Genomic DNA, 25,341 nt, shown 5'->3' with positions numbered 1-25,341 from the left:
CGCGCTCTCGACCACAGGGGACGCGCGGTAGCGCGCCCTTTTTTTGTGCCCAAATTCCACTTCGGCGAGAGTTGATGCCCAAACGTACAGACATCACCACCATTCTGATCATCGGCGCCGGTCCCATCGTGATCGGCCAGGCTTGCGAGTTCGACTATTCGGGCACGCAAGCGGTGAAGACGCTGAAGGAAGAGGGCTACCGCATCGTCCTCGTCAACTCCAATCCGGCCACCATCATGACCGACCCGGAATTGGCCGATGCGACCTATATCGAGCCGATCACGCCGGAAATCGTCGCCAAGATCATCGAGAAGGAACGCCACGTCATTCCCGGCGGCTTCGCGCTGCTGCCGACCATGGGCGGACAGACCGCGCTGAACTGCGCGCTGTCGCTGCGCCGGCAAGGCACGCTGGAGAAGTTCGATGTCGAGATGATCGGCGCCACCGCCGACGCCATCGACAAGGCCGAGGACCGCCAGCTGTTCCGCGAGGCCATGACCAAGATCGGGCTCGAGACGCCGAAGTCGCGGCTCGCCAACGCCTCCGAGCTGAAGAAATCCTTCCGCGACAAGTACCAGGCCGAACGCGCGAAGGCCTCTGGTGCGGCACTCGAAGAGCTCGAGCGGCAATGGACGCTCGGTGAAGGCGACCGCCGCAAGCGCTACCAGGAATATGCGCTCGGTCAGGCGCTGATGGCGCTCTCCGAGATCGGCCTGCCCGCGATCATCCGCCCCTCCTTCACGATGGGCGGCACCGGCGGCGGCATTGCGTACAACAAGGAAGAATTCCTTGACATCATCGAGCGCGGCCTCGACGCGTCTCCGACCAACGAAGTGCTGATCGAAGAATCCGTGCTCGGCTGGAAAGAGTTCGAGATGGAGGTGGTGCGCGACAAGAAGGACAATTGCATCATCGTCTGCTCGATCGAAAACCTCGATCCGATGGGCGTGCACACCGGCGATTCCATCACGGTGGCGCCGGCACTGACCTTGACCGACAAGGAATACCAGATCATGCGCGACGCCTCGCTGGCGGTGCTGCGCGAGATCGGCGTGGAGACCGGCGGCTCCAACGTGCAGTTCGGCGTCAATCCCGACGACGGCCGCATGGTCGTCATCGAGATGAACCCGCGGGTGTCGCGCTCGTCCGCGCTGGCCTCCAAGGCCACCGGCTTCCCGATCGCCAAAGTCGCGGCCAAGCTCGCGGTCGGCTACACGCTCGACGAAATCGCCAACGACATCACCGGCGGCGCGACGCCGGCCTCATTCGAGCCGACCATCGACTACGTCGTCACCAAGGTGCCGCGCTTCGCGTTCGAGAAATTCCCCGGCGCTTCCACCACGCTGACGACATCGATGAAGTCGGTCGGTGAAGTGATGGCGATCGGCCGTACGTTCCAGGAAAGTCTTCAGAAGGCGTTGCGCGGGCTCGAGACCGGCCTCACCGGTCTCGACGAAATCGAGATCGAAGGCCTCGGCCGCGACGACGACAAGAACGCGATCCGCGCCGCGCTCGGCACGCCGACCCCGAACCGCATCCTGCAGGTCGCCCAGGCGATGCGGCTCGGCTGGTCGAACGAAGAGATCTTCAATTCCTGCAAGATCGATCCGTGGTTCCTCAGTGAGATGCGTGGCATCGTCGACTTGGAAGACAAGGTCCGCAAGAATGGCCTGCCCGGCAACGCCTTCGGCATGCGCACGCTCAAGGCCATGGGTTTCTCGGACGCGCGGCTGGCCGTGCTCGTGGCGACGACGGAAGCCGAGGTAACGGCGAAGCGCCACGCGCTCGGCATCCGACCCGTCTACAAGCGCATCGACACCTGCGCGGCCGAATTCGCCTCGCCGACCGCCTACATGTATTCGACTTACGAGGCGCCGTTCGCGGGCGTACCGGCGGACGAGAGCACGCCGTCGGACAAGAAGAAGGTCATCATTCTCGGCGGCGGACCGAACCGCATCGGCCAGGGCATCGAGTTCGATTATTGCTGCTGTCATGCCTGCTTCGCGCTGCATGACGCCGGCTACGAATCCATCATGGTCAATTGCAACCCGGAAACCGTGTCGACCGACTACGACACCGCCGACCGGCTCTATTTCGAGCCGCTCACCGCGGAGGACGTGCTCGAGATCATTGCGAAGGAGCGCACCAACGGCACGCTGCACGGCGTCATCGTACAGTTCGGCGGCCAGACCCCGCTGAAGCTGGCGCGGGCGTTGGAAGCCGCCGAAGTACCGATCCTCGGCACCTCGCCCGACGCGATTGATCTCGCCGAGGACCGCGACCGCTTCAAGCGCGTGCTCGACAAGCTCCGCCTGAAGCAGCCGAAGAACGGCATTGCCTATTCCGTCGAGCAGGCCCGCCTGGTGGCGACCGATCTCGGCCTGCCCCTGGTGGTGCGCCCGTCCTATGTGCTCGGCGGCCGCGCCATGCAGATCATCCGCGAGGACAACCAGCTCAGCGACTATCTGCTCGGCACGCTGCCGGAACTGGTGCCCGCCGACGTCAAGGCGCGCTACCCGAACGACAAGACCGGGCAGATCAACACCGTGCTCGGCAAGAACCCGCTGCTGTTCGACCGCTACCTGTCCGACGCGACCGAAATCGACGTCGACTGCCTCTGCGACGGCAAGGACACCTTCATCGTCGGGATCATGGAGCACATCGAGGAAGCCGGCATTCATTCAGGTGACTCCGCCTGCTCGCTGCCGCCGCACTCGCTCGATGCCAAGATGATCCAGGAGCTGGAGCGGCAGACACGCGAGCTGGCGCTCGGCCTCGACGTCGTCGGCCTAATGAACGTGCAATACGCGATCAAGGACGGCGACATCTATGTGCTGGAAGTCAATCCGCGCGCCTCGCGCACGGTGCCGTTCGTCGCCAAGGTTGTCGGCACGCCGGTCGCAAAGATTGCCGCCCGCATCATGGCGGGCGAGAAGCTTGCCGACTTCAAGCTGAAGAAGGCCGACTTCAAGCATGTCGGGGTCAAGGAATCGGTGTTTCCGTTCGCCCGCTTCCCCGGTGTCGACACCGTGCTCGGGCCCGAGATGCGCTCGACCGGCGAGGTCATGGGCATCGACCGCTCCTTCGCGGTGGCGTTCGCCAAGAGCCAGCTCGGCGGCGGCACCCGTGTGCCACGCAAGGGCACCGTGTTCGTCTCTGTGCGCGAGAGCGACAAAACCCGCATCGCCGACGCCGTTCGCGAGTTGCACTCGCTCGGCTTCAAGGTGCTGGCGACATCGGGAACGGCGCGCTACCTGACTGACCAGGGGATCCCGACCGAGAAGGTGAACAAGGTGCTGGAGGGGCGGCCGCATATCGTCGATGCTATTACCAACGGCGACGTCCAGCTCGTCTTCAACACCACCGAGGGCCCGCAGGCGCTCGCCGACAGCCGCTCGCTGCGGCGCGCGGCCCTCTTGCATAAAGTGCCGTATTACACCACTCTTTCCGGGGCCGTAGCGGCCGCGCAGGGCATCCGGGCCTATCTGGGCGGGGACCTTGAGGTTCGTACCCTGCAGAGCTATTTTTCGGACACCTGATCATTAGCGGCGGCATAGCCTCCGCTAAACGATTGGCGATGAAGCCATAATGGCCGGAGGAACTGACCGGTCGTGTGGCGGTTCTGTTCCGTTGCCAAGCCCCTATCTGTCAATCTCCGGCGGCCCCTGTCTGGGCTCTGGAAGGCCGACGAATCAAGGTTGCGGGCGCCTCTCCAATTGGGGCGCACGATCGAAGGACGAGAGAGAAGATGGAAAAGGTTCCGATGACTGCGGGCGGCTTTGCCGCGCTCGGGGAAGAATTGAAGAAGCGCCAGTCGGAGGACCGTCCGCGCATCATCGAGCATATCGCCGAGGCGCGCTCGCACGGCGACCTGTCGGAGAACGCGGAATATCACGCCGCCAAGGAAGAACAGTCGCACAATGAGGGCCGCATCGCCGAGCTCGAGGACAAGCTCGCGCGCGCCGACATCATCGACATTTCGAAGCTCTCCGGCGACACTATCAAGTTCGGCGCCACCGTGACGCTGGTCGACGAGGACACCGAAAAAGAAGGCCGTGTGGCAGATCGTTGGCGAGGTCGAGGCCGACGCCAAGAAGGGCCGCATCTCCATCACCTCCCCGCTCGCGCGCGCGCTGATCGGCAAGAAGAAAGGTTCAACCGTCGAGGTCAACGCACCCGGCGGGGCCAAGGCCTACGAGATCACCAAGGTGGAGTGGCGGTAAGGACTTGCCGCCGTACGTGCCGACATGAAAAAAGGCCGCGCTTGGCGCGGCCTTTTTGTTGCTGCGCGTTGCTGCCTTCACCTCGTCCCATGACAGCGGGGAGAGAGGGAGAACACAGCGAGCTATCTTCGCCCCTTCACATCGAGCGGCACGGCCGCTTCATACTTCGAGTTATGCAGCACGAGCGACGTCCGCACGTTGCGTACATGCGGCGCTGCGGTCAGGTGCGTGACAAAATCCTGGAAGGTCGCCATGTCGGGCGCGACGCATTTCAGGATGAAATCGACCTCGCCCGACAACATCCAGCATTCCCGCACCAGCGGCTCGGCGCGAACGAACTCCTCGAAAGCGCGCAAGTCAGCCTCGGCCTGGCTGGAGAGATGCACGGCGGCGAACACCGTGACGTCGAAGCCGAGCTTCCGCGCGTCCAGGAGACCGCGATAGCCGTTGATGTAGCCCTCCTCCTCCAGCGCCCGGACGCGGCGCAGGCATGGCGGGGGCGAAATCCCGACGCGCTTGGCCAGCTCGACATTGGTGATTCGGCCGTCGGCCTGGATCTCGGCGAGAATTTTGAAGTCGATCTCGTCTAGGTTCCGCGACACGTGATTGGAACTCCTGGCCTTCCGGCGGCATCGGGTGGGTTTGTCGCAATCCTCATACCCAGTCTGCGCCGGATGAGCAATTTTATTGCGCGTGCAGCGCAATCGACTTTTGTTCCTTGTTGGAAAAATCCGCCGAATGGGAATGCAATTCTTGCATGGCTCACCAGAAGGCTTAGATTAGCTCACTGATATTTCAGCGCCTCCGCGAGGCCTCCCGGCACCTTCCGCGCCCGCGCTGCAAATCCCCCGTGAAAGGCGTCCGCTAAAATGTCCGCCCCTGTCCATGCAAAGGTCGTCATCATTGGCTCCGGCCCCGCCGGCTACACGGCGGCGATCTACGCTGCGCGGGCGATGCTCGAGCCGATCCTGATCCAGGGCATCCAGCCGGGCGGCCAGCTCACCATCACAACCGACGTCGAGAACTATCCGGGCTTCGCCGACGTGATCCAGGGCCCCTGGCTGATGGAACAGATGGAGAAGCAGGCGCTGCACGTCGGCACCCAGATCAAGACCGATCTGGTGATCAAGCTCGACACCTCGCAGCGGCCGTTCCGCCTCACTTGCGATAGCGGCGACGTCTATCTCGCCGAAACCGTGATCCTTGCCACCGGCGCTCAGGCGCGCTGGCTCGGGCTGCCGTCTGAAGCGAAATTCCAGGGCGGCGGCGTGGTCGGCCTGCGCCACCTGCGACGGCTTCTTCTATCGCGGCAAGGAAGTGATCGTGGTCGGCGGCGGCAATACCGCGGTCGAGGAAGCCCTGTTCCTGACCAACCATGCCTCGCAGGTCACCATCGTGCATCGTCGCGATCACTTCCGCGCCGAGCGCATCCTGCAGGAGCGTCTGTTCAAGCACCCGAAGATCAAGGTGGTCTGGGAGTCAGCTATCGACGAGATCTGCGGCACCGAGAACCCAAACAAGGTCACCCATGTCCGCCTGAAGAACGTCAAGACCGGCTCGCTCACCGAGCTGAAGACTGACGGCGTCTTCATCGCCATCGGGCACGCGCCCGCGACCGAGTTGGTGAAGGACCAAGTCAAGCTCAAACCGTCGGGCTATGTCGAGGTCGCCCCGAACTCGACCGCGACCTCGGTGCCCGGCCTGTTCGCCGCCGGCGATGTCGCCGACGAGACCTACCGCCAGGCCGTAACGGCCGCCGGCCTCGGCTGCATGGCAGCCCTCGAAGCCGAACGTTTCTTGGCCCTGCGCGCCAGCGAGCGCGCGGCAGCGGAATAAAGATCATGCCCCGAACACGCGACGGATTTACGGATATGGATTGGGACAAGCTGAAGGTGTTTCACGCGGCGGCGGAAGCGGGCAGCTTCACGCATGCCGGCGAGCAACTCGGCCTGTCGCAATCGGCAGTCTCTCGCCAGGTCTCGGCGCTGGAGCAGGAGCTCTCGGTCTCGCTGTTCCATCGCCATGCCCGCGGCCTGATCCTCACCGAGCAGGGCGACCTGTTGTTCCGCACCGCGCATGACGTGTTCATGCAGCTGCAGGCGGCGCGCGCCAAACTGACCGACAGCCGCGAGCGGCCGAGCGGCGATCTCAAGATCACCACCACGCCGGGCGTCGGCATCAATTGGCTGATCCCGCGCCTCGGCGAGTTCACCGCGCTGTATCCGGAGATCCGGATCTCGCTGATCGTCACGGACGAGGAACTCGACCTCTCGATGCGCGAGGCCGACGTCGCGATCCGCACCCGTAAACCGACGCAGCCGGATCTCATTCAGCGCAAGCTTTTCGCGATGGGCTTCCACGCCTATTGCTCGCCGGACTACATCAAGCGCTTCGGCACGCCGCGAACTCTGGAAGAGCTCGACGCCCACCGCATCATCACGCTCTCCGACGGCAACTTCGCGCCGCATCTTCAGAACCGCAACTGGCTGGTCGAAGCCGGCCGCAACGGCTCGGGTCCGCGCGAGGCCTATTTCAGGGTGAACAACATCCTCGGCCTGGTGCGCGCCTGTCAGCAGGGCCTCGGCATCGCCGCGCTGCCGGATTATCTGATCGAAGAACAGAGCCGCCTCGTGCAACTGTTCGGCGAATCGGATTCGATCCAGCTCGACACCTATTTTGTCTATCCGGAAGAATTGAAAACGGTCGCGCGCGTGCAGGTGTTCCGTGACTTCGTGGTGAGCAAGGCGCAGCGCTGGCCGTCCTGATTTCCGCATGTCTGACATGCGAGCTGGACGGTTGCTGCATGACGCTTCGCAAGCTCATACTGTTTGGACGCTGAGCCTTCGCGTTGCGCATTTGTCCCCCTCCTCCAGTGGCGCGGGAGTTCAGTAATCCCTCTTGGAAGGTGATTGTGTCGGCCTCACGTGGCCAATACCTTAAGCCGGGCTCTCTTGAGCCCGGCTTTTTTTCTGTCAAATTCGCCATTCGCCTTCCGCGTGTATTGACAGTTCCACGTACACCCCGCATCGTTTGCCAATGATCACGAAGTCGTGCGCAATCGTTTCCAAAAAAGGTCCCCACCCGGGGACCTCGGATTTTTGCGCGCGCTAACTCGACTTCGTCATCGCGAGCCAAACCCGAAAACCCCGCCGCCTGGACGGGGTTTTTTCATGTGCCCTCCGTCTCAGGTCTCTCTTTGAGAAGGAGAAGGAACATGACCGACCTGCCAACGCATTTGCACGGGCTGTGGCTGCCGCTGGTGACGCCGTTTCGGAACAATCGTCTTGACGAGACGTCGCTGCGGCGGCTGACGCGTCACTACGCCGGAGAGGCCGTCGACGGCTTCGTCCTGGGGGCAACCTCAGGCGAGGGCATGACGCTGCGGGATGCCGAGCTCGAACGCCTCGTCGCCATCGTGCGCGACGAAATGGCGGCCGGCCGCCGCAACCTTCCGATCTGCCTCGGCCTCTCCGGCGCCGATACCTCGCGGCTGAAGGACCGGCTCGACGAGACCGCGGACTGGCCGATCGACGGCTATCTCATCGCGAGTCCTTATTATGTACGGCCGTCTCAGCGCGGGCTGCTGGCGCATTTCGAAGCGCTCGCCGATCACGCCGCCTGGCCGCTGGCGCTCTACAACATTCCCTATCGCTGCGCGGTCAACATCACCAACCAGACCATGCTGCGGCTGGTCGAGCATCCGAACATCATGGGCCTGAAGGATTGCGGCGCGAGCCGCGAGCAGTCGATCGCATTGCTGCGTGATCGGCCCAAGGGCTTTCGCGTGCTCACCGGCGAGGACGCCAAATACCTCGAGGCGCTCTCGGACGGCGCCGACGGCGGCATCCTGCTCTCGGCCCACATCGAGACCGCGACTTTCGCGGCGGTCTATGCCGAGATCAAGCGCGGCAATCACGACGCGGCGCGGGCACGCTGGCAGGAGGTCGCCGAGCTCACGCGCCTGCTGTTTGCCGAGCCGAGCCCGGCGCCGGCGAAGTACTGGCTGTGGCGAACCGGCCTGATCGACAGCCCCGAGGTGCGCCTGCCGATGGTGGAAGTGTCGAGCGAGCTCGCCGCCCAACTCGACCGCGAGATCGAACGGCGGATGCAGGTGGCGGCTTAGACAATCCCCGCGCAACGCTGCTGCCCCTTCTCCCCTTGTGGGAGAAGGTGGCGCGAAGCGCCGGATGAGGGATCTCTATCAGCGTGCTCACTTGCAGCAGATGAATTCGCGGAGACAACCCCTCACCCGTCTCGCCGCTTACGCGGCGATCCACCCTCTCCCACAAGGGGCGAGGGGAAGAAGACATGCCATGGTTAACCGCGCGCGAACGGCGTTCGCGGCCGCGGCATGGACTGTCCACGCCTCGTTTACGCAATCGCGCCTATCGTTGCCCTGCAAAGTCTTCACACAGGGGGAATGACCATGGGGCAACGCATCCGTCCGACGGCGGCAGACATGTTCGCGCCTGCCGATCTTTTAAGGGGAATTCTGGTGGTGTCGTCGTTCGGCTTCTGGGCAGTGATGCTCGGCCTGATGCCGGTGCTGCTGTTTCGCGTCTGGCTCGCAGGCTGACGCAAGCCCGCGAGGATAGTTAATCCGCGGGTGACAGCTGTTTTCAAATGCGAGCGGAGTTGCGATCCGGAATTTAAAACATCTCGCGTATCACTTGGCCCATAAGCGAAAGAAATCGCGGGGGCGATCGTGAATAATCAGAATGATGTGGCGTCGCATTTCGACGCCGGACAGCAGGGCTTCAGCACCGCGGACATTCTCTGGGCCGTCGGCATCTGGTCGGTGATCCTGACGCTGTCTCCGGTCATCGTGTTCTACATGCTGATGGTGGCCTAGCTCATCTCCACCGGACCAGAAACGCAAAACGCGCGGACATCCGCGCGTTTTTCGTCCGGGGAAATGATTGATGAAAATTATGCCGCCTGCTTGTGCATTGCGCCGGATGCCGACGCGGTGCCGCGAATAGCCTTGACTGAACGCTCGATCGCCGCCCACAGCCTTGCAATTTCCTGAGCAGCCCGGCTCTCGGCCTGATACTCACGCGCGCCTTCGCCATGGCTGAGTGCCATCAACAAATCGGAACGATTGGTAATCTGGCCGCCCCACACCGGAGCCCGGAACTTCGCCAGTGCCTCGCGAGCGATGGTGACGATCGGGCTTTCGGATTCGTCGCGACGCGCCGGCGCACCATTGAGGACGACCGCGTAGGGCTTGCGCGCCGCACGGCACATCTGGATGGTTTCCTGCACGGCGTTGACGTCGAACACGCCGGGCCGCGCCGGGATCACCACCATGGTGGCGTTCCTGATCGCGTCGTCGACCACGGCCGAGAGATTCGGCGGCGTGTCGATCAACACCCATTCATATCCGTCGCGCTTGGCAGCGGAGACGATGCCGCTGACGGAATTCACCGCCGCCTTGATCGGCGGTTCGTTGGTGCCACGCAGCTTGTGCCACAGCGTGAGCGAGCCCTGCGGATCCGCATCGACGAGCAGAATAGGTTTTGTTGCCTTGATCTGCGCGGCGAGATGTGCGGCCAGGGTACTCTTGCCCGAGCCGCCTTTACGCGATGCAAAAACAATAACGTTCATACCTCTGGCCTCCAGATTGACCCCAGGCAGCGAAAATGAATCACCGCGGTGATTCGGGAAAGAAAAATTTATCATAAGTTACATCACAGCCATAAAATAACAGGCCGCGTTGGCTTTTGAGTCACACTGCTTCGCGCGACGCCAGACACAAACCGTCACGATGCGCGCCTCGCGCGGGCAATCGTGCGTTTTTTGAGCAGCGATGCAGGGAAACTGTGGAACACAACCGTGCCGGGCAAAAGCTTTGCGCGACTCTTTTCCATCGCAAGCATTCGACGTTGTCGCGAGAGAGTTACGCCAGCAGGCGAACAAAAGGAGTCCGTTGGCTGTCGCGGGGCTGATGCGTCGCGCGAACGCGACGGCGGCGCTCAGCTGTCTTCGACCTTTTTCTTCTTCGCCTTGGGCTTGGTGCTCTTCCTCGCGGTTTTGGGTGCGATGCTGGTCGGCTTGCGGACCCGGACCGCGGCCGCCTCGCTTGGCTCCGGCCCCTGCCGGAAGAACGGCCGGCACTGCGGCGAGAGCTGCGCCTTCTTCTGGATCATGCAGGCGGTGATGGCATCGACGTTCGGAACGAACTCGCCGCACAGCCGCATCGCATCCGGCGTGCAGGCCTGCTGCTGCTCCGGCGTGTAGGCAAAGCCGGCGCCCGGCGCGATCAGCGTGGCCAGGGCAACCCCCGACACGGCCGCAAGAATGGACTTCCCAAAGCGAAACGCCGGCATCGGTCCCCCCAAAGCTCGAACAGGGGGTGGAGTGTGGGTGAACGGCCCTGCGTTGGCAACGGCGGCGCGATGCGAAAACCGGGAGCTGTGCGGTCTCGGCAACAGCGGCGGTCTTCTCCGCTGTCATCGCCCGGCTTGACCGGGCGACCCAGTATTCCAGAGACGCCAAACGTCTCTCGAGAAGCCGCGGCGTACTGGATCCCCCGCTTTCGCGGAGGATGACAGCTGTGTGAGTGGGATGCGTCGCGGTCCACCACTAACCCCCCTTGGCCGGACCTGGTGAGATCGGAGCAGCCCCGAGGCTTCGAGGGCCGTCCAGCAAAAACCGCGAAAACAACCCCATGCACAGTAGCCAAGTCCATGGGGATCCTACAGGTTTTACGGATTATACGAATTCGCTTTGACACGTCGGGCAAAACAGGGGCATGATGCCAGCATAGAAAGTGCGTGGGGTGGTCAGTCCATATCCCCTTCCAGGAGAGGGCTGCATGGCCACCGTGTTGATCGTCGCGCCGGTGTTTGCCCTGATCGCGGCCGGCTATGCGGCGGTGCTGTTTCGCTTCGTCTCGGAGACCGCGCACAAGGGCATCTCCGAATTCGCCTTCAGCATCGCGATCCCCGCGTTGCTGTTCCGCACCATCGTGGTGTCGGAATTCCCCGATGTCAGCCCCTACAGGATGTGGGGCGCCTATTACGGCGCGCTCGCGATCATCTGGATCGCGGCGCTGGCGATCTCGGCGCTGCTGCGCGAGCGGCGCGAGGACCGCGAGGACGGCGTCGTGTTCGCGATCGGCTCGGTCTACGGCAACATCGTGATGCTCGGCATTCCCCTGACGCTCTCGGCGCTGGGCAACGAGGCGGCGGGGCCGATGGCGCTGATCCTGTCGGTGAACACGCCGCTGCTGTGGCTCTGCGGCATCCTGCAAATGGAGCTGGTCAGCCGCAAGCAGAGCGGCTCGGCGCTGTCGGTGATCCGGCCCGTGCTCGCCGACCTCGCGCGCAATCCGCTGATGCTGGGAATCGGCTTCGGCGTGGTCTGGCGCTTCACGGGCCTCGGCCTCGATCCCGTCGTCGACAGGACCGTCGAGCTGCTGGCGCAAGCGGGATCGCCGGCCGCGCTGATCGCGCTCGGCATCAATCTGTTCCGGTTCGAGGTCAAGGGCGAGATGGTGAGCGTCGTCGTGATGAGCGCGCTGAAACTGCTGGCGATGCCGGCGGCCGCGTTCGTGCTGGCCAAGCTGCTCGGTTTGCCTCCAGTCGCAGCCGGCGTCATCGTGCTGTTCGCGGCGATGCCGACCGGCGCCAACGCGTATATCTTTGCGGTTCAGTACCAGCGGCTGGTGAACCCGGTGTCGGGCGCGGTGGCGCTGGGCACGCTGCTGGCGGCGGTGACGTTGCCGGTGGTGGTGATGGTGGTGGCGCGTTGAGCGCTCCACCATCGTTCCGGTGGATTTTGCGTTTGCACGCAAAGGTCATTCGTCTGCTCTGATGCCCACTGCAGGGAGGCTAACATGGGACAGCGTGAGCAGCTTCCCGTCTAAGCCGGCGTGCAGGAACCGCCATGACCGTTGGGACCGCTGACCGTCGTGCATGTCGTCCCGTCACTGCCCACGCTGATGCCGTACTTCGTGTCAGCGGTCTTCCAAAGTATGACGCTGAAGGTTTTTCCGTCGGCACTCATGTGGCCACCTGACACGGCTTCCAGGTCGTCTAAGGTGAGGGCTTCGCTCGCAAGATAGATCATGTCACTCTCCGTCTGGATGCGGTTGCGGACTGGCATCTGATAGTCGGGAGTTAATCTCAGAGCGTTCATTGCCTCAGTGACCTAGATCACCCTGTGCAAACATGAGTACGGTTGGTGAGTCTCGTGGTGATGAGCGCGCTCAAATTGCTGGCAATGCCAGCGGCAGCGTTCGTGCTGGCAGATCTGCTCGGTTTGCCGCAGGGTAGTCTCTTGCTTCGAACCCGTCACCAACAGGACTTTGTAGCAGTCCGCCTGCCAAGCAACATCGAGCGCACGAGCAAGAACCCGTTGACCGAGGCCTAGCCGACGATAGTCGGCGTGGGTGACGACATTCTCAATCGCCCCATATGATCTCCAGCCTCGCGGCAGGTTAGGCACGATCGCGAGCGTGCACGAAGATACAATCAGTTCCTCCGCTTGTGCCACGATCACGGTCATGAAACTGGATGAAAGCAACGTCGACCGGACCCGTTCAGCGGTGGCCGCCTCGAGTTGAAGGTCGTGCGGATGAAGGTGCCGGTAAAGGTTCAACACCTCCGACAGGTCGTGCTCTCCCGCAGATCGAATAACGGCTTCGGTCATGTCATGCTACCAGGGGCCATCGCTATGGAAAGACACTATCGGAAATGGCCAGACCTTCACGCAAAGATGCCGTGATCGATCCGGTGCAACATCTCCTCGACGACCCGCGCGCCCGCTTCCGTCGCGAGATAAGCCAGTGGCGTTTCACCGCCCAGCGCCCTCTTGGGCTTGTGCAGCCAACGGCGCGCTTTCTCCGTGTCTCCGAACACGTTTGCGGCGAGACGGCTGACCCGCGCCAGCCGCACGGCTTTATCGGGGTCTTCAAGAGACAACGGCTCGCCTCCGACAACTAGCCAAGTGAAGTTTCATGCACTGTCACCATAATTCCGAGCCACACGTAAAGGCGAATGCTGATTCGGAAACCAAATTTAGTGGCGAGACGGCCCTGCCGAGCCCCGCACGTCTGACGTCTTGACCAGCACGGCGTCGGGCTCCTCGATCGGGCCATTCAGATATTTCGCCCGCGCCATCTGCTCGATCTTCGACCGGTTTCTGAGGAAAGCCTGTACCCTGCCCTCCTTGTCGAGCCCGTCGGTCCCAAAATGGTCGTCGAGCGCCTCCCGACTAATCGCGCAGGCGACCTGCCGACCAAGTGCTTGCGCTGCGAATGCAATGACGTCCCGGCTCAAGTCGTAACGTGGAGGGGCGCTGTCAAATTCAAGATCTATTCTCGGAATTAGAGATCGCACGGCACCAACCGTCTTCAGCGTCAGGTCACGGGTGACGCTCTCGACCTCTTTCAGTCCTTCTTCAAGCAGCTGGCGCCATGTTGGGCCACGCTCGCGTGCTTCGTCCCAGGCTTCCTTCAAATCGTGCGGTCTCAGCTCGGAGAGTGCCCGCAATAAAGCCTCGGCCTGCTGGATGTCCTTGTCGCGCTTGGCCGCCCCCTCTCTCCGGCGCCGTGAAAGGATGAGCTTATGGATCGCAAAGCGTGCCGGCGCGGGAACGTAAACGGCGATGCCGGCGCCGTGCAGTATCACGGCCGGCTCCAGATCGTGGATCAGATAATCCAGGAAGCGAAGCGGCTGCGCATCCAGTTTGCAACGCGGGCAGAGCCTGAGGCTCGCCTGTCTCCGGACCGGTGTTGGGGGTGAGGAAATCGACTCGCACTCCGCCCTTTGCCGCGTAGCTCGTCACACGCCTTCCATCCACGACGTGCGGCACCGCTCGGAACGTCGTGTCGACGCCCTTCAAGACCTCGAGAACCGGAGGCGTGCTGTCTCCAAGCGCGACGGAGGCATTCCTGAATTGAGCAATGTCAATGTCGCCCGTTTGTAGCAGAGCACCGGGAAGCCGCACGCCGAGCATCGCGGGGTAAGCCTGAAATGCAATGGTGCCGACCAGCACGCCGCGGAGTCGAAAGACCCCCGCGTTAGCCAAGGCAGCGAGAACGTCGCCGATGTCCGGAATGGGTCGCGGTAAACCGAACGATCGCACGAGCGTCGATACGAGCGCACGCCTTTCCTTGATGTCGTCACGATGCTGCTTGTGACGGGATATTCGGTCCAGCAATTCGGGGTTTCCGGGCCGACATATCTCTGGCTCCGATCTTCACCCGCGCCCGTTTGAAAGTACCAGTACTTTCGCGCCTTCACCGTCTTGGCTATGAACGCACCATCTTCCGCAAACGCATCGTCAAACGCTGCATTGGTGCAGCGCTCCAACAGTTCGGCGTAGGTGGTTTGCAGGACCAGCTTCGGCGGCGCCATGGCTTCCAACCGATGTTATACTCATTTTGCAAGTTGAGTATAACTAGTTTCCCGTCGCTCTCAAGTGGCTATACGCAGTCCGCGAAACGATGATAACGCGGCCGCCGCGGGCCGGCGGGTCACTAGTCCGTACCTTGAAAGGTGGGAATGTGGCGCTGAATAATTGCCGGCGCTGGTACAGTTGGGTGGGCTCGAACCACCGACCTCCTGTTCCACAGCCACATCCGATCTTTGATCAGGGCTACTCATCCTTACTCATCATGACATTAATTATAGTTTACGGTTCAATGACTTAGCCTCGGCATGCTATCCATCTTTGCTCATGGCTCATCGCGGCTAATCACCCGGTTTGCCTCCGCTGAGCCTCCGCTAAAGCGAGGGATGGAGATGCCGAGAAAGCGCCTCACGGAAGAGGCCTGCAATCGCCTGAAGCCGACAGCCGGCAAGCAGGTCGAATACCTCGATGCCGTGTTGCCGGGACTGATGCTCCGCGTGAGCTATGGCGGTGCAAAAACCTTCGTCGCGGTTTATTACGTCAATCACCGGACCAAGACCTTCAAGCTCGGCCGCTACCATCCGGACGGCGCCGACGTGTTCCCGGAGCCTGAGAGCGGAGAGGAATGGCCACGAGACCTGACGCTCGCCGGCGCTCGTGATGCAGCACGCAAATTCTTCGCCAAGCCCTCCGCCTTCCTGAGTCCAAAATGTCACAGTCTGGCGGCTGCTACATTTAAGGTTGTGGCCGAAGGCTATCTTGAGCGTCACGCGGCCGGCTTCCGCTCCAAGTCGGAGCTGGAGCGTTGCCTCAAGAAGTACGTGTACCCCGAAGTCGGAGAGAAGCCCTTCCGAGGCATCAAGCGATCGGAGGTAATCAGCCTCCGCTCCGACATTGCCGAGAACCACGGTGCCCGAATGGCCGATACCGTCTTTGGGATCGTCCGGGGAGTCATGCGCTGGTTCGAGGCAGAGGGCGATGACGACGACTATGTCTGCCCCATCAAGGCCCGGAAGCAGAAGGCCGCCCCGAAGAGCCGCCGCAAGCGCATCCTCAGCCCAGAAGAGATCAAGCTCGTCTGGAACGCAGCCGGCCAGCTCGGCCCCTATGGAAACCTCGTCAAGCTCCTCCTGCTCACCGCTCAGCGCCGCGACAAGGTCGTCACGATGCGCTGGCCCGATCTTGCGGAGGATGTATGGACGATCTCAAGTGAGGACCGAGAGAAGGGAAACGCCGGCAAGCTTCGTCTGCCGCCTCTCGCCATGGCCGTCCTCGAGGGCATCCCCAAGATCGCGGAGTGCTCTTATGTCTTCGCTGGCCGCTATGGCGACAAGCCGCTCAATTCCTTCAGCCAGGGTGCGGAAGAAATTCGGGGGCTCTTGCCGGGGACGATGCCTCGGTGGACTCTGCATGACCTTCGACGTACAGCCCGCACCTTGATGACTGATCTTAGGATCGACGATCGCGTTGCCGAGCAAGTTCTTGGTCATGCGATTGAAGGCGTCGAGGGCGTTTACAATCTCTCGCTCTATTTCGAGCAGAAGGCAGAGGCTCTTGCGCGTGTTGCGGGATATATCCAGCGGCTTGTCGAGCCGGCGCCCGCGAATGTCATCTCGCTCGCGCCGCGCAAGACGCGCGGTCCAGATGCCGCTTCCGCTCAATAAGCGGCTCCGTTAGCGCATCTCCGGAATTGCGCTAGGTATGCAGCGCTGAAATTTTTGCGAATGACGGAGCTTCTAAAGCGCAAATCGAGCCATGGCTTATTTTTGATCTTTTTGCAAAAGCTCGCTAGATTGATCGCACCATCGAACGGTGGCGCTCTCAGCACTGCCCGGTCTCCGGGTCCACTCATACGCGGCCGAAAGGCATAAGGCGGCAGTGGGTGCGGCGAGCGTCGATCAGCATCCGGATGTGCGCTCGCGCGGAAACACTGCCCGGCTGATCCTTCTCTAAACCCCCTCCGCAGCGGAGCTGCGTCGGATGAAGGATCGAGTCCGTGACCACGTCCACGAAAACTGTCCGCCAGCGCGCGGATGCTATCCCCCGAGGATCGACTGCTTTTTTCGCGCAAGCAGGTCATGCGCATGCTTGGCGGCATTTCATATCCAACTGTGATCCGCCTCGAGAAGGCGGGCAAGCTGCCGCCCGTGAAATTGAAACCGGGCAAGACCTGCAAAGCCTTCTATCGGCGCGCCGATGTCATGGCGCTAATCGAGCCCTGAGTCCCCCACAAGCAAAGGGCGCACCCTGACCACCAAAGGATGCGCCCTGCTCATCCGCGCCGGCCGCTGTGCAAAGCGCTGGCGCCCGAACACCGCTCTATGGAAGCGATGCCATTGACAGAAATTAAATCTAAGCCCTCCCGAAACGCCACCCCTGCCGCAGATCGTCAGCCGACTTCCGGCGCTGGCCTTCAGAGAAGGCCGTCTAAGCCCCTCAAAGCAATCGCGGCGGCCAATCCCCCTTAAATGCTCATATCGCCCTCGACGCACTCCCCATAGCGTCTGGCGATGCTCATCTCGATACGCTGGTGCTGCACTTCTGGCTCCAGCCGCCGGGGATGCGCTCGGCGATCTCGGAGATCAATCAGCAGCCGGCCTTCTGGAAGCGATGCATTGATGTCGCCGGGAAGGAACACGGCTATCTCCTTTATGTGCATCAGCCTCGAATTGCGACCCTGCACGCCCTCGATAGATGGATACTTGAATTCAAGGGATGCATCTCGCGATTTGATATCGCCCTCGAACTCATTCCAGCTGACGCCACGCTCCTTATCGTCGATCTTGTCGGCTGGCTCAGCCGCAACTCCATTCTCAAGTGGCGCCCTCCTGGTCACTCGTTCGACATCGGGCTCGGCTTCTACAGCGTCCTTCAAATGGCGCGGCACGATGGCCGCAAATCGAGCCGCGATTATGTGATCTATCCCTCGCTCTCCAAAATCTGCCCAGGATCGGGCCAAGAGAGATGTCGCTTCGAGCTGCGCTTCCAGAGATCGCAAGCTGTGAAGCGCGAGCGACAGGCCGAGAAAGAAAAAGGTGATGCCGAGCAGTCTGCTCGCGCTGAACCCGCATCAGATATTCAGCAAGCACATCAAATTTGTCGACATGGATGGCTATGATCTTGAGCACTATATCTCCAAGATTGTTCGCCGCACCCTAGAGCATCTTCGGACACGGCATCAGCACAGCAGCAGCGATCTCATAGACCGCCATCGCGCCACCCGTGCCAGACGCATCAAAGCGCTGATGCATCGCTTACTCGACGGCAAGGCGCAGAGCTTCAAGGATCAATGTCCTATGGCGGCGAAGAGGCTGAAGCGGCTCCGCAAAGCATTATTGATCCCTTCTTCACTCACCTGGCCGGATCAAAAGGCTGCTCACATTGATATCGCTAAATAATTCTCTCGAAATGCATCGCCCTGCATCACTGAAGTAAGCGAGGAGCTGGACGCAGCGATTTCATGCAGACGGCCAACCCCAAGGACATAACTATGAGCGACGATGACAAACTCGACTTTAGTCAGATTTACCCAGAAGCGGGACGCAATCGGAAGCGCTTCGCAGCCAATGATAGCTTTGCTTCGCTTGTGCAAGAGACACGGCAGCATTATCGTACCGAGCTGGCGTGATTAGCGGCATTCGACCGCTATTATGGGAGGACCATATGGTAGAAATTCCGGATAATCGCATCCAAAAATTAAGGGCCAAGGGACGCCTGACTGAACGACTGTACAAAGAAGCAAACTACGACGCGCTCTGGGACGAGACGATCGAAAAAATTGCAAAGGAGTTCGCGAAGAAACTGGCTGAGTATCACAAAATTGAATTTGGAGAAGATGAACATGGCTTGTGGTTCGACGCCAGCCTCGAGATCATCGTTCCGGTGACGCCGGAAAGTAATGAACAGATCGCAGCCGAGGCCAAATCTGAGAGGGCGAAGCAGGCCGAGCATGAATGGCCTGAGATCGTGAAAAAGCATAAGGAGAAGCTGAAGAGCGCCAAAAGATCATCTGCTGCTCCAGAGGAATGAAGGCTGCACCAAGCTTTGCGAGATTTAGGCGGCGCCCATTTAAGGTATTTGAGTTCGGTTTCTGACCGAGCAGAGACAAACATCCCGGCCGAATATTTTTGCTTGGATGAGCGAGTGCGGCGCATCTTCTGATTTGCGACCAGAAGGTCGAGCCCAGCAGACCTCCTTAGAAAGGCGGCCTTTGGTGACGGGGTTGCATTTAGCGGAGATATAGACCCAGCTTCCGCAAAATTCAGAAGCACCCGGAATGCAGATGGCTGCAAGCAAGCACATCACTCAGCGGAAGACTAAAGCACGATCACGGGTCACGAACGGCAAAAGTCTATTTCCGAAAGAAGTGGACCAGCGCACTCTATACTATCGGAGATTTCGCGACCTGATCGACTTGCTTTCGGCTGATCTTGGCGGCGCCGATCGTCTCAGCACGAGCGAGATGGCGATGGTGCGCACCGCGTCCACGCACATGACCGCCCTTGAGCAATTGGAGATGAAGTTCGCTCTCGCGGAGGGCAAGGCCGCCAATGAGGACCTGATGCTGTACCAGACGCTGTCGAATTCACTGCGGCGGCTGCTCAAAGAACTCGGCATCAAGCGCAGACCTCGCGACGTGACGCCGGCAAGTCCTCGCGACTATCTGCGCAGTCGCATCATCGATGACGATCCGCCTCGCATCAATGGCAGCCATCGGGTGAGGGCTGCATGATCCAGAGGTATCGGGCTTCCGAGCAACACCGGAAGCCCCTACCTCGTCTCCGATCAAAGAGTGAAGGCTCGATTATCGACTGCATCCATGACCGGCAGCTCTTTGCGTCATGGTTCGAGGATGACTGGCAGAGCTGGCAGCCATGGCTTGCGTTCCTCAGCGCCCTATTCGCCCTGCCCATGGATGCAGACCAGCTCGGCATCTATCACGAATGCACGTCCCGCAAGGACGCGCCGAGTGAGATCGCGAGGGAGGCGTGGCTTGTCTGCGGCCGGCGCGCCGGCAAAAGCTTCGTGCTGGCTCTCGTCGCGGTCTTCCTCGCCGCCTTCTTTGACTATCGCCCTTACCTGGCCCCCGGCGAGCGCGGCACGATCCTCGTCATCGCTGCCGACCGGAAGCAGAGCCGCGTTATCCTCCGCTACATTGCCGCTCTGCTCAAGGGCGTGCCCATGCTGGCGCAGCTCATCACACGGGAGACCGCGGAGGGCTTCGATCTCGCCAACTCAGTCTCAATCGAGGTCGCCACCTGCTCTTTCCGCTCGGTGCGCGGGTATACCCTTGTCGCCGCGCTGTTGGACGAGGTCGCATTCTGGCGCGCTGAGGATAGCACCGAACCGGATTATGAGGTGCTGAACGCGCTGCGACCGGGGATGAGTACGATTCCCAATAGCATGCTGCTTTGTGCCAGCTCGCCTTACGCGCGGCGCGGCGTGCTCTATGAAGCGCATCGCGCGCATTTCGGCCGCGAGCACGACCCGGTGCTTGTCTGGCAGGCCGCGACCCGGCGGATGAACCCGAGCGTCCCGCAAAGCTTCATTGACGCCGAGATGGAGCGTGACGCGTCATCCGCGTGCGCCGAATACCTCGCTCAGTTCCGCGCCGATATCGAAGCGTTCATCACTCGGGAAGCCGTCGAGGCGTGCATCTCCAAGGGAGCCTATGAGCGCGGCCGGATCGGCGGCGTCGGCTATTCTGCCTTCTGTGATCCTTCCGGCGGCTCCGCCGACTCGATGACACTTGCGATTGCCTCCAAGCAGAATGGCATCGCGACGCTCGACGCTCTGCGGGAACGCAAGCCGCCCTTCTCTCCGGAGCAAGTCGTCAGCGAATTTGCCACCCTGCTGAAGTCTTACGGCATCACGAAGGTACTCGGGGATCGCTACGCGGGCGAATGGGTCAAGGAGCCCTTCCGCGCGCACGGCATCACGTATGAGAGCGCCGCCAAGCCGAAGTCCGATCTCTACCGTGATTTCTTGCCGCTTGTGAATTCCCGGAAGGCGGACCTCCTCGACCATCCGAAGCTCTTGCAGCAACTCGTCGGCTTAGAGCGCCGTGTGGCGCGCTCCGGAAAAGACAGCATCGATCACAGCCCCGGAGCCCATGATGACATCGCGAATGCCGTGGCCGGCGCGCTGACGAGCGTCGGTGTGCGCAAATATTCTTACGATAGCTCGCTCGCTTGGGTGGGCGGGGACGAGCTTAGCGAAAATGCAACTTTCCGAGCCGGGCGGATCACCCGGTATCTCTTCTCAGGAGGACTCAGATGAAGAGCGAAGTATTCGATAAGCACGGCAACCGGGTTTCGTTAGAGGGCGGCACACTCAAGGACGGAATGACGCTCCGGGTGCCGCACATGATCATGGACTCGGCCCCTACATTGCAGTTTCACCAGCCGGGATCGGTGCCGCTCGCCGACTCAGAGCGCCATGTGCGGGAGGCCGCGTATCAAGATCGGAAGCGGAGTTTGTCAGATCGGTGGCGCGCTCTGGCGCCTGCTGAGCCCCTGGCGGGCGCCAGACCGCCCCAGACGACGCCGGCAGCGGCCGTGGCGACCCCGTCTGACGCTGGAGATCGCTACACCGCTAGATGCGCGGCGCTGGAACTGGCCTGGAGGAGCTGAGATGCTGCAATTGCCAACCTTAGCGCGCGCCAAGCTGGAAAGGTTCGTGGCGCAAGAAGAAGAGGCGAGAGACGCCGCCGCTTCGCTCAATCGCCGCGCTTCCGAACTCTCCAGAGCACGCAGCACCGCGCCCGCCACAGAATTAGCACCCTTGGGCCAAGAGCTGAACCGGCTTCACGACCGGTTGCACGATCTGCAAGAACGGCATCGGCATCTCGCCAATCTTACGGCCAGCCTCAAGCATTGGGTATCAACTGCATCCGGCACCTACGAGATGGCCAAGCTGAGGCGGGCCATGCCGGCCGGAGTAAAATCAACCCGAACGACCGCTCAATCGGTTTCAATGGTGCGAGATCAAATCAAAGCTTTGGCGGCGGAGCGCGTGCGGGTCTTGAGATCAGGTGTCCCGACTGCCGACCTCAAGGAGATGGCATCCGCATACGTCCAGAGTCAACGCAAGCGCGGCAGGCCAAAGCTCGTCTTCGATCATGATCAGACTCTCCAGGTGCAGTTCAATGCAGTGGTCGATGGCGGCTGGACGACGGTGCAAGACATCGGCGCTGCGCTCGCTTGGTTAGACCCGATCGCACTCGAGAAAAAAGTTGCATGAGGAAATCGACATGCTGCCGAAGCCGACGCTTGCGATGTCGTCCAAGGCGCGCGCTGCCAAGCTGGCGAGATTGAGGCCGAACTGCTGGCCTTGGAGCGCGAAGAGGAGGCGCTGATCGAACATGGCGAGGAGCAAGGGACAATTATCCATCGCCGCCTTGACTGTGATCCGAGGGCTCTGCTGGCCATAGAGTTGGCCCGACCGAAGGCCAGCAAAGTCGAGCGCGTCAAGGTCGCTTAAATCGAATTCCCTTCCGAAAGCGAAGCCACGATCCACGGAAGGGATCTATCCCGGCCGCTTTCTTCACTTTCACGGCCGGCCGTCCAGCGCGCAGGTGACGGTAAGAACAGCGCACAGCCTGCGGCCGAGTCCCTTCTGGTGGCGCGGCAGGCAAAGCGAGCCGCCGCTTGTCAGTCCGGCGTCGGCGGCGGCTCGTTAGGTCCAGATCGGTCCTGTACTACAAAAACACTCCATAACTATTGCAGAAGTACTCCAGATGTGTTGTTATCATTCCGTCGAAAAGCATTTCATTGGAGAGTTTCATGACTGAGGAAGTGGTTGTGGTCTTTACGGCTAAGAGCATTGAACAGATCCTTGCCGAAGGCGGAACGTCGTCATGGCGATTGGACCGAAATCACGCGCGCCAATGCGATTATGCGGTCTGCACTCGGAATGCTCATGCCGATTGGGTCGAGGGCGCCGAACCGCACCACACTGCATTCATGATTGGAAAGGTCAGCGGCGTCGCCCCTTCAGGCGACAACGGCCGCTTCCTCGTGCAGTTCAGCGAATACGCAAAGATCAGCATCCCCGACGCTTGGAAGGGCGGACGCAATCCGGTCAGCTATAGCTCGCTTGCCGACCTTGGCATCGACCCTACTCAACTCGATTGGCAGCCGATGCCGCAGGGGCCCAGCGGGTCAGCCCGCCTGCCTGCTGCGCCGGAAGGTCCGGCTCCCTCGGGCGGTACCAGCCGGGGCCTGACGATGGCGGAAGCGAAGGCAGGATTGGCGCTGACCTTCGGCGTCAGACCCGAAGCCATTGAGATCACGATTAGAGGCTAATTATCATGATAGGTGAGCGCTGCTGCTTCGCATCGACGGCGCGCGAAGCAGCAACCTTGCCGGAGCACTAACGTGAAAGCTTCTCTAGCCTCTCGCGCAAATCGAGCAATTGGCTTTCAGGCAATTTACCTGCGACTGCGGCAAGAAGGCGGACCAAATCATCATCATCTGCATCGTCTAAAACCTGCGGAGCGGCGCGACGCCTGATGCCGAGGCTCAGATTGATGCGAGCCAACGTGCTCGGGGCCTTTTGATATTTGGCAAGAAAGGCGACCAGGCGCGCGTGAAGGTCTGAATGCAATGCATTGGCCGGTCCCGCGACGGAGAACCATTGCTGCAACTGCGCCTCGGTGCGACGACCATCAGCCGCATCCGCCTCTTTTAGATATTTCTCCGCATCGACGTCCTGATAGCCGATGAACTTCGATGGTCCGAAATGCCATTGCCCCTCCGCGTCTTTGTCGGCGTACCAAGCGCGCGCATATGGAAGCCTGCTTTGAAGATCGGGGCTCTTTGCGACTTCAACTTCGAACTTCCGGATATTTGCGAGCGCTTGGGCAGGGCTGGACACGATCACGAGCATGGAAGCCTCCTGACAAATTTGTACATCTTATTCCCGTACTAAATGAATAAAACGTACAAGATGAAGTAAGTCAAGCGCCTCGACTCCGTGTTCTTGTTATGTTCTAGTTTGCCTATGGGCAAAGAGCGGATGGCGAGCTGGCGAATGTACTCAAGGAAGCAGATCGACAAGCTGGCTGGCATCGCTCAGCAGCCGCAGGCGTCGGCGCCCAATCCGGCCCCCTCCGACCCCATCCCCGATGCCATGTGGCAATCGCTGCTGGACGACCCGCGCGCGGCCGGCAAGCCCAAGCAGCCGAACCATCAATGCCGGCTTGGCGACATTCAGAGCATTATGCTTCGCGTCGAATGCTCGCGCTGCTCTCGCATTGTCGAGATGCAGAAGGCCGAGGCCATGCGCTACTTCGGACCTGATGCGATCTGGAAGAACGTCGGCCAGCGCCTGCTAGACCAGACCTGCACCATTCGCACCGGCCGCCATGAAGAGGATGGATGCTGGCCGAATTGGATAGCGTAGCGCCTAGCCAATATCCGGCTGACCTGCCTCGCAACTCAGAATAGAGTGATGCGGGCTGGAGTTGGGACGCAGATGCCAAAAGAATTCGATTGGGAGCGGGGCTTTGATCGCAATCGAGTGCTTAGTCGAGTTAAGAGCATTCGACACAAGGACGGCCGCTCTTTCGACTCGGGAGGATATTCGTTCTGGCTCCCGGTCCTTAGCTCAGCCATACGAGTAACCGGAATTGCTGAGTCAATTAAGGCGAGATGCATCGCTGCCGCTGTATCCGACCCATCTCTAAGCTTGACTGACCCCGACGCATTTCTTGCTCGCTGCGATCAGGAACTTGAGAAACTAGCGCAGCGGCCCAAATCAAAATTTGTCCTGTATACAACAATCACCTATGCCGGTCCCAAGCTGATTGATTGGGTTACTGAGGATGGCGCGCGCATATATTGGCAACCTAGCCAGCGCGGCAAATTCTTACGCGCGGCGAGAAAAGCTCAAGAGGCCCAAAAATTTCATCGCTCAGCAATCAATGTCTCGACCGAAGACGATACGCAATGTCCAATTCTCGTGCATCTATTTGCTCACGACCCTTTCGAGGCCTTCGAGAGAGGGAATGATCACGTCGATCGATTTCGCGGCATGCTCAATCTTCTTGTGAATTCGGGGCAGTCAGTCAATCCTTTCGCCAGAATGACCGCCCCCTCATGCGGTGAACAAATTTCGGCGAGGTCCTTTCCATTCGGTTCATCATCCAGATGGCTCGCTCGCTACCGAAACGTTCTGGTATGAGCCCAGATGGGTGCACACAGCTCGATCGGTCGAGTTCAAGGATCCGCCTGACTATCGCAAGAGCATTCAGCGCTGGTGGAGCACCTTGCAAAGAAACTCAATGAGAGACTTCATTTCCGACGCCCTTCTCCGCTATTGCCGCGCGCTCGACTTGCATGAAGCGGATGCTGCATTGCTCGGGGTATGGCAGGTATTAGAGAAGTTGATGGGCACCGACAGATACGATCTACTAATTGATCGTCTCGTTCGGATATTTCGAGATCATGATGACGCTCGACTGATCGCTGCACATATTCGCTTGCGCAGAAATCAGACGGTTCATTCCGACCATAGTATCAGTAAGGAGGCCGACGCCATCCTCGTGCAAGCTGAGATGCTTGCGGGACAGACTATCTTCTTCCTGCTCAGGAATGCCGACCAATTTCAGAGCCTGGGTGAATTCCACGATTTTCTCGATCTGCCTCTGGATGAAGAGCGGCTACAGCGCAGGCAGAAGCTATCGAAATTTTTCATCAAGTATCAAAATCGAACATGACGCGACGGCATGACCCCAACTCGGGCCCAACGCCCCTTA

The 25,341-nt window shown here is 60.8% G+C and carries 28 protein-coding genes and 3 pseudogenes; 21 read left to right on the top strand and 10 right to left on the bottom strand.

Annotated features, from left to right (window positions below):
- Positions 1–74: 74 nt before the first annotated feature.
- The gene (gene carB / locus AB8Z38_RS29030; RefSeq protein WP_369721094.1) at positions 75–3,539 is read left to right on the top strand and encodes a carbamoyl-phosphate synthase large subunit; all 3,465 of its coding nucleotides are present in this window, start codon (positions 75–77) and stop codon (positions 3,537–3,539) included.
- A gap of 209 nt (positions 3,540–3,748) precedes the next feature.
- Positions 3,749–4,223: pseudogene (gene greA, locus AB8Z38_RS29025) on the top strand (transcription elongation factor GreA).
- Between the two features lie 122 nt (positions 4,224–4,345).
- On the opposite strand, the gene AB8Z38_RS29020 reads toward greA, so the two are convergent.
- Positions 4,346–4,825: an Lrp/AsnC family transcriptional regulator gene (locus AB8Z38_RS29020; protein WP_369721093.1), complete on the bottom strand. Its 480-nt coding sequence runs from the start codon at positions 4,823–4,825 to the stop codon at positions 4,346–4,348.
- A gap of 267 nt (positions 4,826–5,092) precedes the next feature.
- Between AB8Z38_RS29020 and trxB the strand changes: the two are divergent.
- From trxB to AB8Z38_RS28995, 5 genes and pseudogenes are all read left to right on the top strand, one after another.
- Positions 5,093–6,059: pseudogene (gene trxB / locus AB8Z38_RS29015) on the top strand (thioredoxin-disulfide reductase).
- 5 nt (positions 6,060–6,064) lie between these two features.
- Positions 6,065–6,988: a LysR family transcriptional regulator gene (locus tag AB8Z38_RS29010; protein ID WP_369721092.1), complete on the top strand. Its 924-nt coding sequence runs from the start codon at positions 6,065–6,067 to the stop codon at positions 6,986–6,988.
- Between the two features lie 449 nt (positions 6,989–7,437).
- Positions 7,438–8,346: a 4-hydroxy-tetrahydrodipicolinate synthase gene (locus tag AB8Z38_RS29005; protein WP_369721091.1), complete on the top strand. Its 909-nt coding sequence runs from the start codon at positions 7,438–7,440 to the stop codon at positions 8,344–8,346.
- 303 nt (positions 8,347–8,649) lie between these two features.
- Positions 8,650–8,799: a hypothetical protein gene (locus tag AB8Z38_RS29000; RefSeq protein WP_369721090.1), complete on the top strand. Its 150-nt coding sequence runs from the start codon at positions 8,650–8,652 to the stop codon at positions 8,797–8,799.
- A gap of 129 nt (positions 8,800–8,928) precedes the next feature.
- Positions 8,929–9,075 (top strand): hypothetical protein, encoded by a 147-nt coding sequence (locus AB8Z38_RS28995; protein WP_369721089.1) that lies wholly within the window; start codon positions 8,929–8,931, stop codon positions 9,073–9,075.
- A gap of 77 nt (positions 9,076–9,152) precedes the next feature.
- On the opposite strand, the gene AB8Z38_RS28990 is transcribed toward AB8Z38_RS28995, so the two are convergent.
- Entirely contained in the window at positions 9,153–9,830 is a 678-nt protein-coding gene (locus tag AB8Z38_RS28990; RefSeq protein WP_211381568.1) for a ParA family protein, read from the bottom strand.
- A gap of 368 nt (positions 9,831–10,198) precedes the next feature.
- Positions 10,199–10,552: a hypothetical protein gene (locus AB8Z38_RS28985; RefSeq protein ID WP_369721088.1), complete on the bottom strand. Its 354-nt coding sequence runs from the start codon at positions 10,550–10,552 to the stop codon at positions 10,199–10,201.
- A 488-nt stretch (positions 10,553–11,040) separates the two neighbouring features.
- On the opposite strand from AB8Z38_RS28985, the gene AB8Z38_RS28980 reads away from it, so the two are divergent.
- The gene (locus AB8Z38_RS28980; RefSeq protein WP_369721087.1) at positions 11,041–11,979 is read left to right on the top strand and encodes an AEC family transporter; all 939 of its coding nucleotides are present in this window, start codon (positions 11,041–11,043) and stop codon (positions 11,977–11,979) included.
- Between the two features lie 110 nt (positions 11,980–12,089).
- Here the strand turns inward: AB8Z38_RS28980 and AB8Z38_RS28975 are convergent, their stop codons facing one another.
- The 5 genes and pseudogenes from AB8Z38_RS28975 to AB8Z38_RS28955 all read right to left on the bottom strand — a co-directional run.
- Positions 12,090–12,296, bottom strand: a complete 207-nt coding sequence (locus tag AB8Z38_RS28975; RefSeq protein WP_369721086.1) for a hypothetical protein — start codon at positions 12,294–12,296, stop codon at positions 12,090–12,092.
- An 81-nt stretch (positions 12,297–12,377) separates the two neighbouring features.
- Positions 12,378–12,878 (bottom strand): GNAT family N-acetyltransferase, encoded by a 501-nt coding sequence (locus AB8Z38_RS28970; RefSeq protein WP_369721085.1) that lies wholly within the window; start codon positions 12,876–12,878, stop codon positions 12,378–12,380.
- Positions 12,879–12,934: 56 nt separating this feature from the next.
- Positions 12,935–13,150 carry an antitoxin Xre/MbcA/ParS toxin-binding domain-containing protein gene (locus tag AB8Z38_RS28965; RefSeq protein ID WP_369721084.1) on the bottom strand — a complete coding sequence of 72 codons (216 nt, stop codon included), beginning with the start codon at positions 13,148–13,150 and terminating at the stop codon, positions 12,935–12,937.
- Between the two features lie 96 nt (positions 13,151–13,246).
- On the bottom strand, positions 13,247–13,567 hold the full coding sequence (locus tag AB8Z38_RS28960) for a DUF1488 domain-containing protein (protein WP_369726633.1): 321 nt from the start codon (positions 13,565–13,567) through the stop codon (positions 13,247–13,249).
- A gap of 156 nt (positions 13,568–13,723) precedes the next feature.
- Positions 13,724–14,225, bottom strand: a pseudogene (locus AB8Z38_RS28955) (GSU2403 family nucleotidyltransferase fold protein); the annotation flags it as partial.
- Between the two features lie 665 nt (positions 14,226–14,890).
- Between AB8Z38_RS28955 and AB8Z38_RS28950 the strand changes: the two are divergent.
- The 9 genes from AB8Z38_RS28950 (at position 14,891) to AB8Z38_RS28910 (ending at position 21,824) form a co-directional block, all read left to right on the top strand.
- Complete coding sequence (locus AB8Z38_RS28950) at positions 14,891–16,246, top strand: tyrosine-type recombinase/integrase (protein WP_369721083.1); 1,356 nt, start codon at positions 14,891–14,893, stop codon at positions 16,244–16,246.
- 369 nt (positions 16,247–16,615) lie between these two features.
- Positions 16,616–16,804: a helix-turn-helix transcriptional regulator gene (locus tag AB8Z38_RS28945; RefSeq protein WP_369721082.1), complete on the top strand. Its 189-nt coding sequence runs from the start codon at positions 16,616–16,618 to the stop codon at positions 16,802–16,804.
- A gap of 308 nt (positions 16,805–17,112) precedes the next feature.
- Positions 17,113–17,700, top strand: coding sequence for a hypothetical protein (locus AB8Z38_RS28940; protein ID WP_369721081.1), 588 nt, complete (start codon positions 17,113–17,115; stop codon positions 17,698–17,700).
- Positions 17,687–17,980 carry a hypothetical protein gene (locus tag AB8Z38_RS28935; RefSeq protein ID WP_369721080.1) on the top strand — a complete coding sequence of 98 codons (294 nt, stop codon included), beginning with the start codon at positions 17,687–17,689 and terminating at the stop codon, positions 17,978–17,980. Before AB8Z38_RS28940 ends, AB8Z38_RS28935 begins: the two co-directional genes overlap by 14 nt.
- A gap of 92 nt (positions 17,981–18,072) precedes the next feature.
- The gene (locus tag AB8Z38_RS28930; RefSeq protein WP_369721079.1) at positions 18,073–18,210 is read left to right on the top strand and encodes a hypothetical protein; all 138 of its coding nucleotides are present in this window, start codon (positions 18,073–18,075) and stop codon (positions 18,208–18,210) included.
- 35 nt (positions 18,211–18,245) lie between these two features.
- The gene (locus AB8Z38_RS28925; protein WP_369721078.1) at positions 18,246–18,611 is read left to right on the top strand and encodes a hypothetical protein; all 366 of its coding nucleotides are present in this window, start codon (positions 18,246–18,248) and stop codon (positions 18,609–18,611) included.
- A gap of 247 nt (positions 18,612–18,858) precedes the next feature.
- On the top strand, positions 18,859–19,314 hold the full coding sequence (locus AB8Z38_RS28920) for a hypothetical protein (protein ID WP_369721077.1): 456 nt from the start codon (positions 18,859–18,861) through the stop codon (positions 19,312–19,314).
- Positions 19,311–20,861 (top strand): hypothetical protein, encoded by a 1,551-nt coding sequence (locus AB8Z38_RS28915; protein WP_369721076.1) that lies wholly within the window; start codon positions 19,311–19,313, stop codon positions 20,859–20,861. Before AB8Z38_RS28920 ends, AB8Z38_RS28915 begins: the two co-directional genes overlap by 4 nt.
- A 354-nt stretch (positions 20,862–21,215) precedes the next feature.
- Positions 21,216–21,824: a hypothetical protein gene (locus AB8Z38_RS28910; RefSeq protein ID WP_369721075.1), complete on the top strand. Its 609-nt coding sequence runs from the start codon at positions 21,216–21,218 to the stop codon at positions 21,822–21,824.
- Here AB8Z38_RS28910 and AB8Z38_RS28905 read toward each other — a convergent pair.
- Positions 21,789–22,100 carry a hypothetical protein gene (locus AB8Z38_RS28905; protein ID WP_369721074.1) on the bottom strand — a complete coding sequence of 104 codons (312 nt, stop codon included), beginning with the start codon at positions 22,098–22,100 and terminating at the stop codon, positions 21,789–21,791. The two genes, AB8Z38_RS28910 and AB8Z38_RS28905, sit on opposite strands and share 36 nt — an antisense overlap.
- A 266-nt stretch (positions 22,101–22,366) precedes the next feature.
- Here AB8Z38_RS28905 and AB8Z38_RS28900 point away from each other — a divergent pair, with 266 nt between their 5' ends.
- Complete coding sequence (locus AB8Z38_RS28900; RefSeq protein WP_369721073.1) at positions 22,367–22,888, top strand: hypothetical protein; 522 nt, start codon at positions 22,367–22,369, stop codon at positions 22,886–22,888.
- A 67-nt stretch (positions 22,889–22,955) separates the two neighbouring features.
- On the opposite strand, the gene AB8Z38_RS28895 is transcribed toward AB8Z38_RS28900, so the two are convergent.
- The gene (locus AB8Z38_RS28895) at positions 22,956–23,471 is read right to left on the bottom strand and encodes a hypothetical protein (protein WP_369721072.1); all 516 of its coding nucleotides are present in this window, start codon (positions 23,469–23,471) and stop codon (positions 22,956–22,958) included.
- A gap of 144 nt (positions 23,472–23,615) precedes the next feature.
- Between AB8Z38_RS28895 and AB8Z38_RS28890 the strand changes: the two genes are divergently transcribed.
- The 3 genes from AB8Z38_RS28890 (at position 23,616) to AB8Z38_RS28880 (ending at position 25,302) form a co-directional block, all read left to right on the top strand.
- On the top strand, positions 23,616–23,987 hold the full coding sequence (locus tag AB8Z38_RS28890) for a hypothetical protein (RefSeq protein WP_369721071.1): 372 nt from the start codon (positions 23,616–23,618) through the stop codon (positions 23,985–23,987).
- Between the two features lie 72 nt (positions 23,988–24,059).
- A complete protein-coding gene (locus AB8Z38_RS28885; protein ID WP_369721070.1) occupies positions 24,060–24,767 on the top strand; it encodes a hypothetical protein in 708 nt (235 codons plus the stop codon).
- Positions 24,768–24,777: 10 nt separating this feature from the next.
- The gene (locus AB8Z38_RS28880) at positions 24,778–25,302 is read left to right on the top strand and encodes a hypothetical protein (protein WP_369721069.1); all 525 of its coding nucleotides are present in this window, start codon (positions 24,778–24,780) and stop codon (positions 25,300–25,302) included.
- Positions 25,303–25,341 lie beyond the last annotated feature (39 nt).

The sequence above is a fragment of the Bradyrhizobium sp. LLZ17 genome (genome assembly GCF_041200145.1).
Taxonomy (GTDB): Bacteria; Pseudomonadota; Alphaproteobacteria; order Rhizobiales; family Xanthobacteraceae; genus Bradyrhizobium.
The sequence above is the reverse complement of the archived record's forward strand: the minus strand, read 5'-3'. Positions and strand labels throughout refer to the sequence as shown.

What these genes read in the sequence shown, in the direction of transcription:
- carB (WP_369721094.1), top strand. Translation starts at nt 75, where the DNA reads ATGCCCAAACGTACAGACATCACCACCATTCTGATCATCGGCGCCGGT.
- AB8Z38_RS29010 (WP_369721092.1), top strand. Translation starts at nt 6,065, where the DNA reads ATGCCCCGAACACGCGACGGATTTACGGATATGGATTGGGACAAGCTG.
- AB8Z38_RS29005 (WP_369721091.1), top strand. Translation starts at nt 7,438, where the DNA reads ATGACCGACCTGCCAACGCATTTGCACGGGCTGTGGCTGCCGCTGGTG.
- AB8Z38_RS29000 (WP_369721090.1), top strand. Translation starts at nt 8,650, where the DNA reads ATGGGGCAACGCATCCGTCCGACGGCGGCAGACATGTTCGCGCCTGCC.
- AB8Z38_RS28990 (WP_211381568.1), bottom strand. Translation starts at nt 9,830, where the DNA reads ATGAACGTTATTGTTTTTGCATCGCGTAAAGGCGGCTCGGGCAAGAGT.
- AB8Z38_RS28985 (WP_369721088.1), bottom strand. Translation starts at nt 10,552, where the DNA reads ATGCCGGCGTTTCGCTTTGGGAAGTCCATTCTTGCGGCCGTGTCGGGG.
- AB8Z38_RS28980 (WP_369721087.1), top strand. Translation starts at nt 11,041, where the DNA reads ATGGCCACCGTGTTGATCGTCGCGCCGGTGTTTGCCCTGATCGCGGCC.
- AB8Z38_RS28975 (WP_369721086.1), bottom strand. Translation starts at nt 12,296, where the DNA reads ATGATCTATCTTGCGAGCGAAGCCCTCACCTTAGACGACCTGGAAGCC.
- AB8Z38_RS28970 (WP_369721085.1), bottom strand. Translation starts at nt 12,878, where the DNA reads ATGACCGAAGCCGTTATTCGATCTGCGGGAGAGCACGACCTGTCGGAG.
- AB8Z38_RS28950 (WP_369721083.1), top strand. Translation starts at nt 14,891, where the DNA reads ATGCTATCCATCTTTGCTCATGGCTCATCGCGGCTAATCACCCGGTTT.
- AB8Z38_RS28945 (WP_369721082.1), top strand. Translation starts at nt 16,616, where the DNA reads ATGCTATCCCCCGAGGATCGACTGCTTTTTTCGCGCAAGCAGGTCATG.
- AB8Z38_RS28935 (WP_369721080.1), top strand. Translation starts at nt 17,687, where the DNA reads ATGGATGGCTATGATCTTGAGCACTATATCTCCAAGATTGTTCGCCGC.
- AB8Z38_RS28930 (WP_369721079.1), top strand. Translation starts at nt 18,073, where the DNA reads ATGAGCGACGATGACAAACTCGACTTTAGTCAGATTTACCCAGAAGCG.
- AB8Z38_RS28925 (WP_369721078.1), top strand. Translation starts at nt 18,246, where the DNA reads ATGGTAGAAATTCCGGATAATCGCATCCAAAAATTAAGGGCCAAGGGA.
- AB8Z38_RS28920 (WP_369721077.1), top strand. Translation starts at nt 18,859, where the DNA reads ATGCAGATGGCTGCAAGCAAGCACATCACTCAGCGGAAGACTAAAGCA.
- AB8Z38_RS28915 (WP_369721076.1), top strand. Translation starts at nt 19,311, where the DNA reads ATGATCCAGAGGTATCGGGCTTCCGAGCAACACCGGAAGCCCCTACCT.
- AB8Z38_RS28910 (WP_369721075.1), top strand. Translation starts at nt 21,216, where the DNA reads ATGCTGCAATTGCCAACCTTAGCGCGCGCCAAGCTGGAAAGGTTCGTG.
- AB8Z38_RS28900 (WP_369721073.1), top strand. Translation starts at nt 22,367, where the DNA reads ATGACTGAGGAAGTGGTTGTGGTCTTTACGGCTAAGAGCATTGAACAG.
- AB8Z38_RS28895 (WP_369721072.1), bottom strand. Translation starts at nt 23,471, where the DNA reads ATGCTCGTGATCGTGTCCAGCCCTGCCCAAGCGCTCGCAAATATCCGG.
- AB8Z38_RS28890 (WP_369721071.1), top strand. Translation starts at nt 23,616, where the DNA reads ATGTACTCAAGGAAGCAGATCGACAAGCTGGCTGGCATCGCTCAGCAG.
- AB8Z38_RS28885 (WP_369721070.1), top strand. Translation starts at nt 24,060, where the DNA reads ATGCCAAAAGAATTCGATTGGGAGCGGGGCTTTGATCGCAATCGAGTG.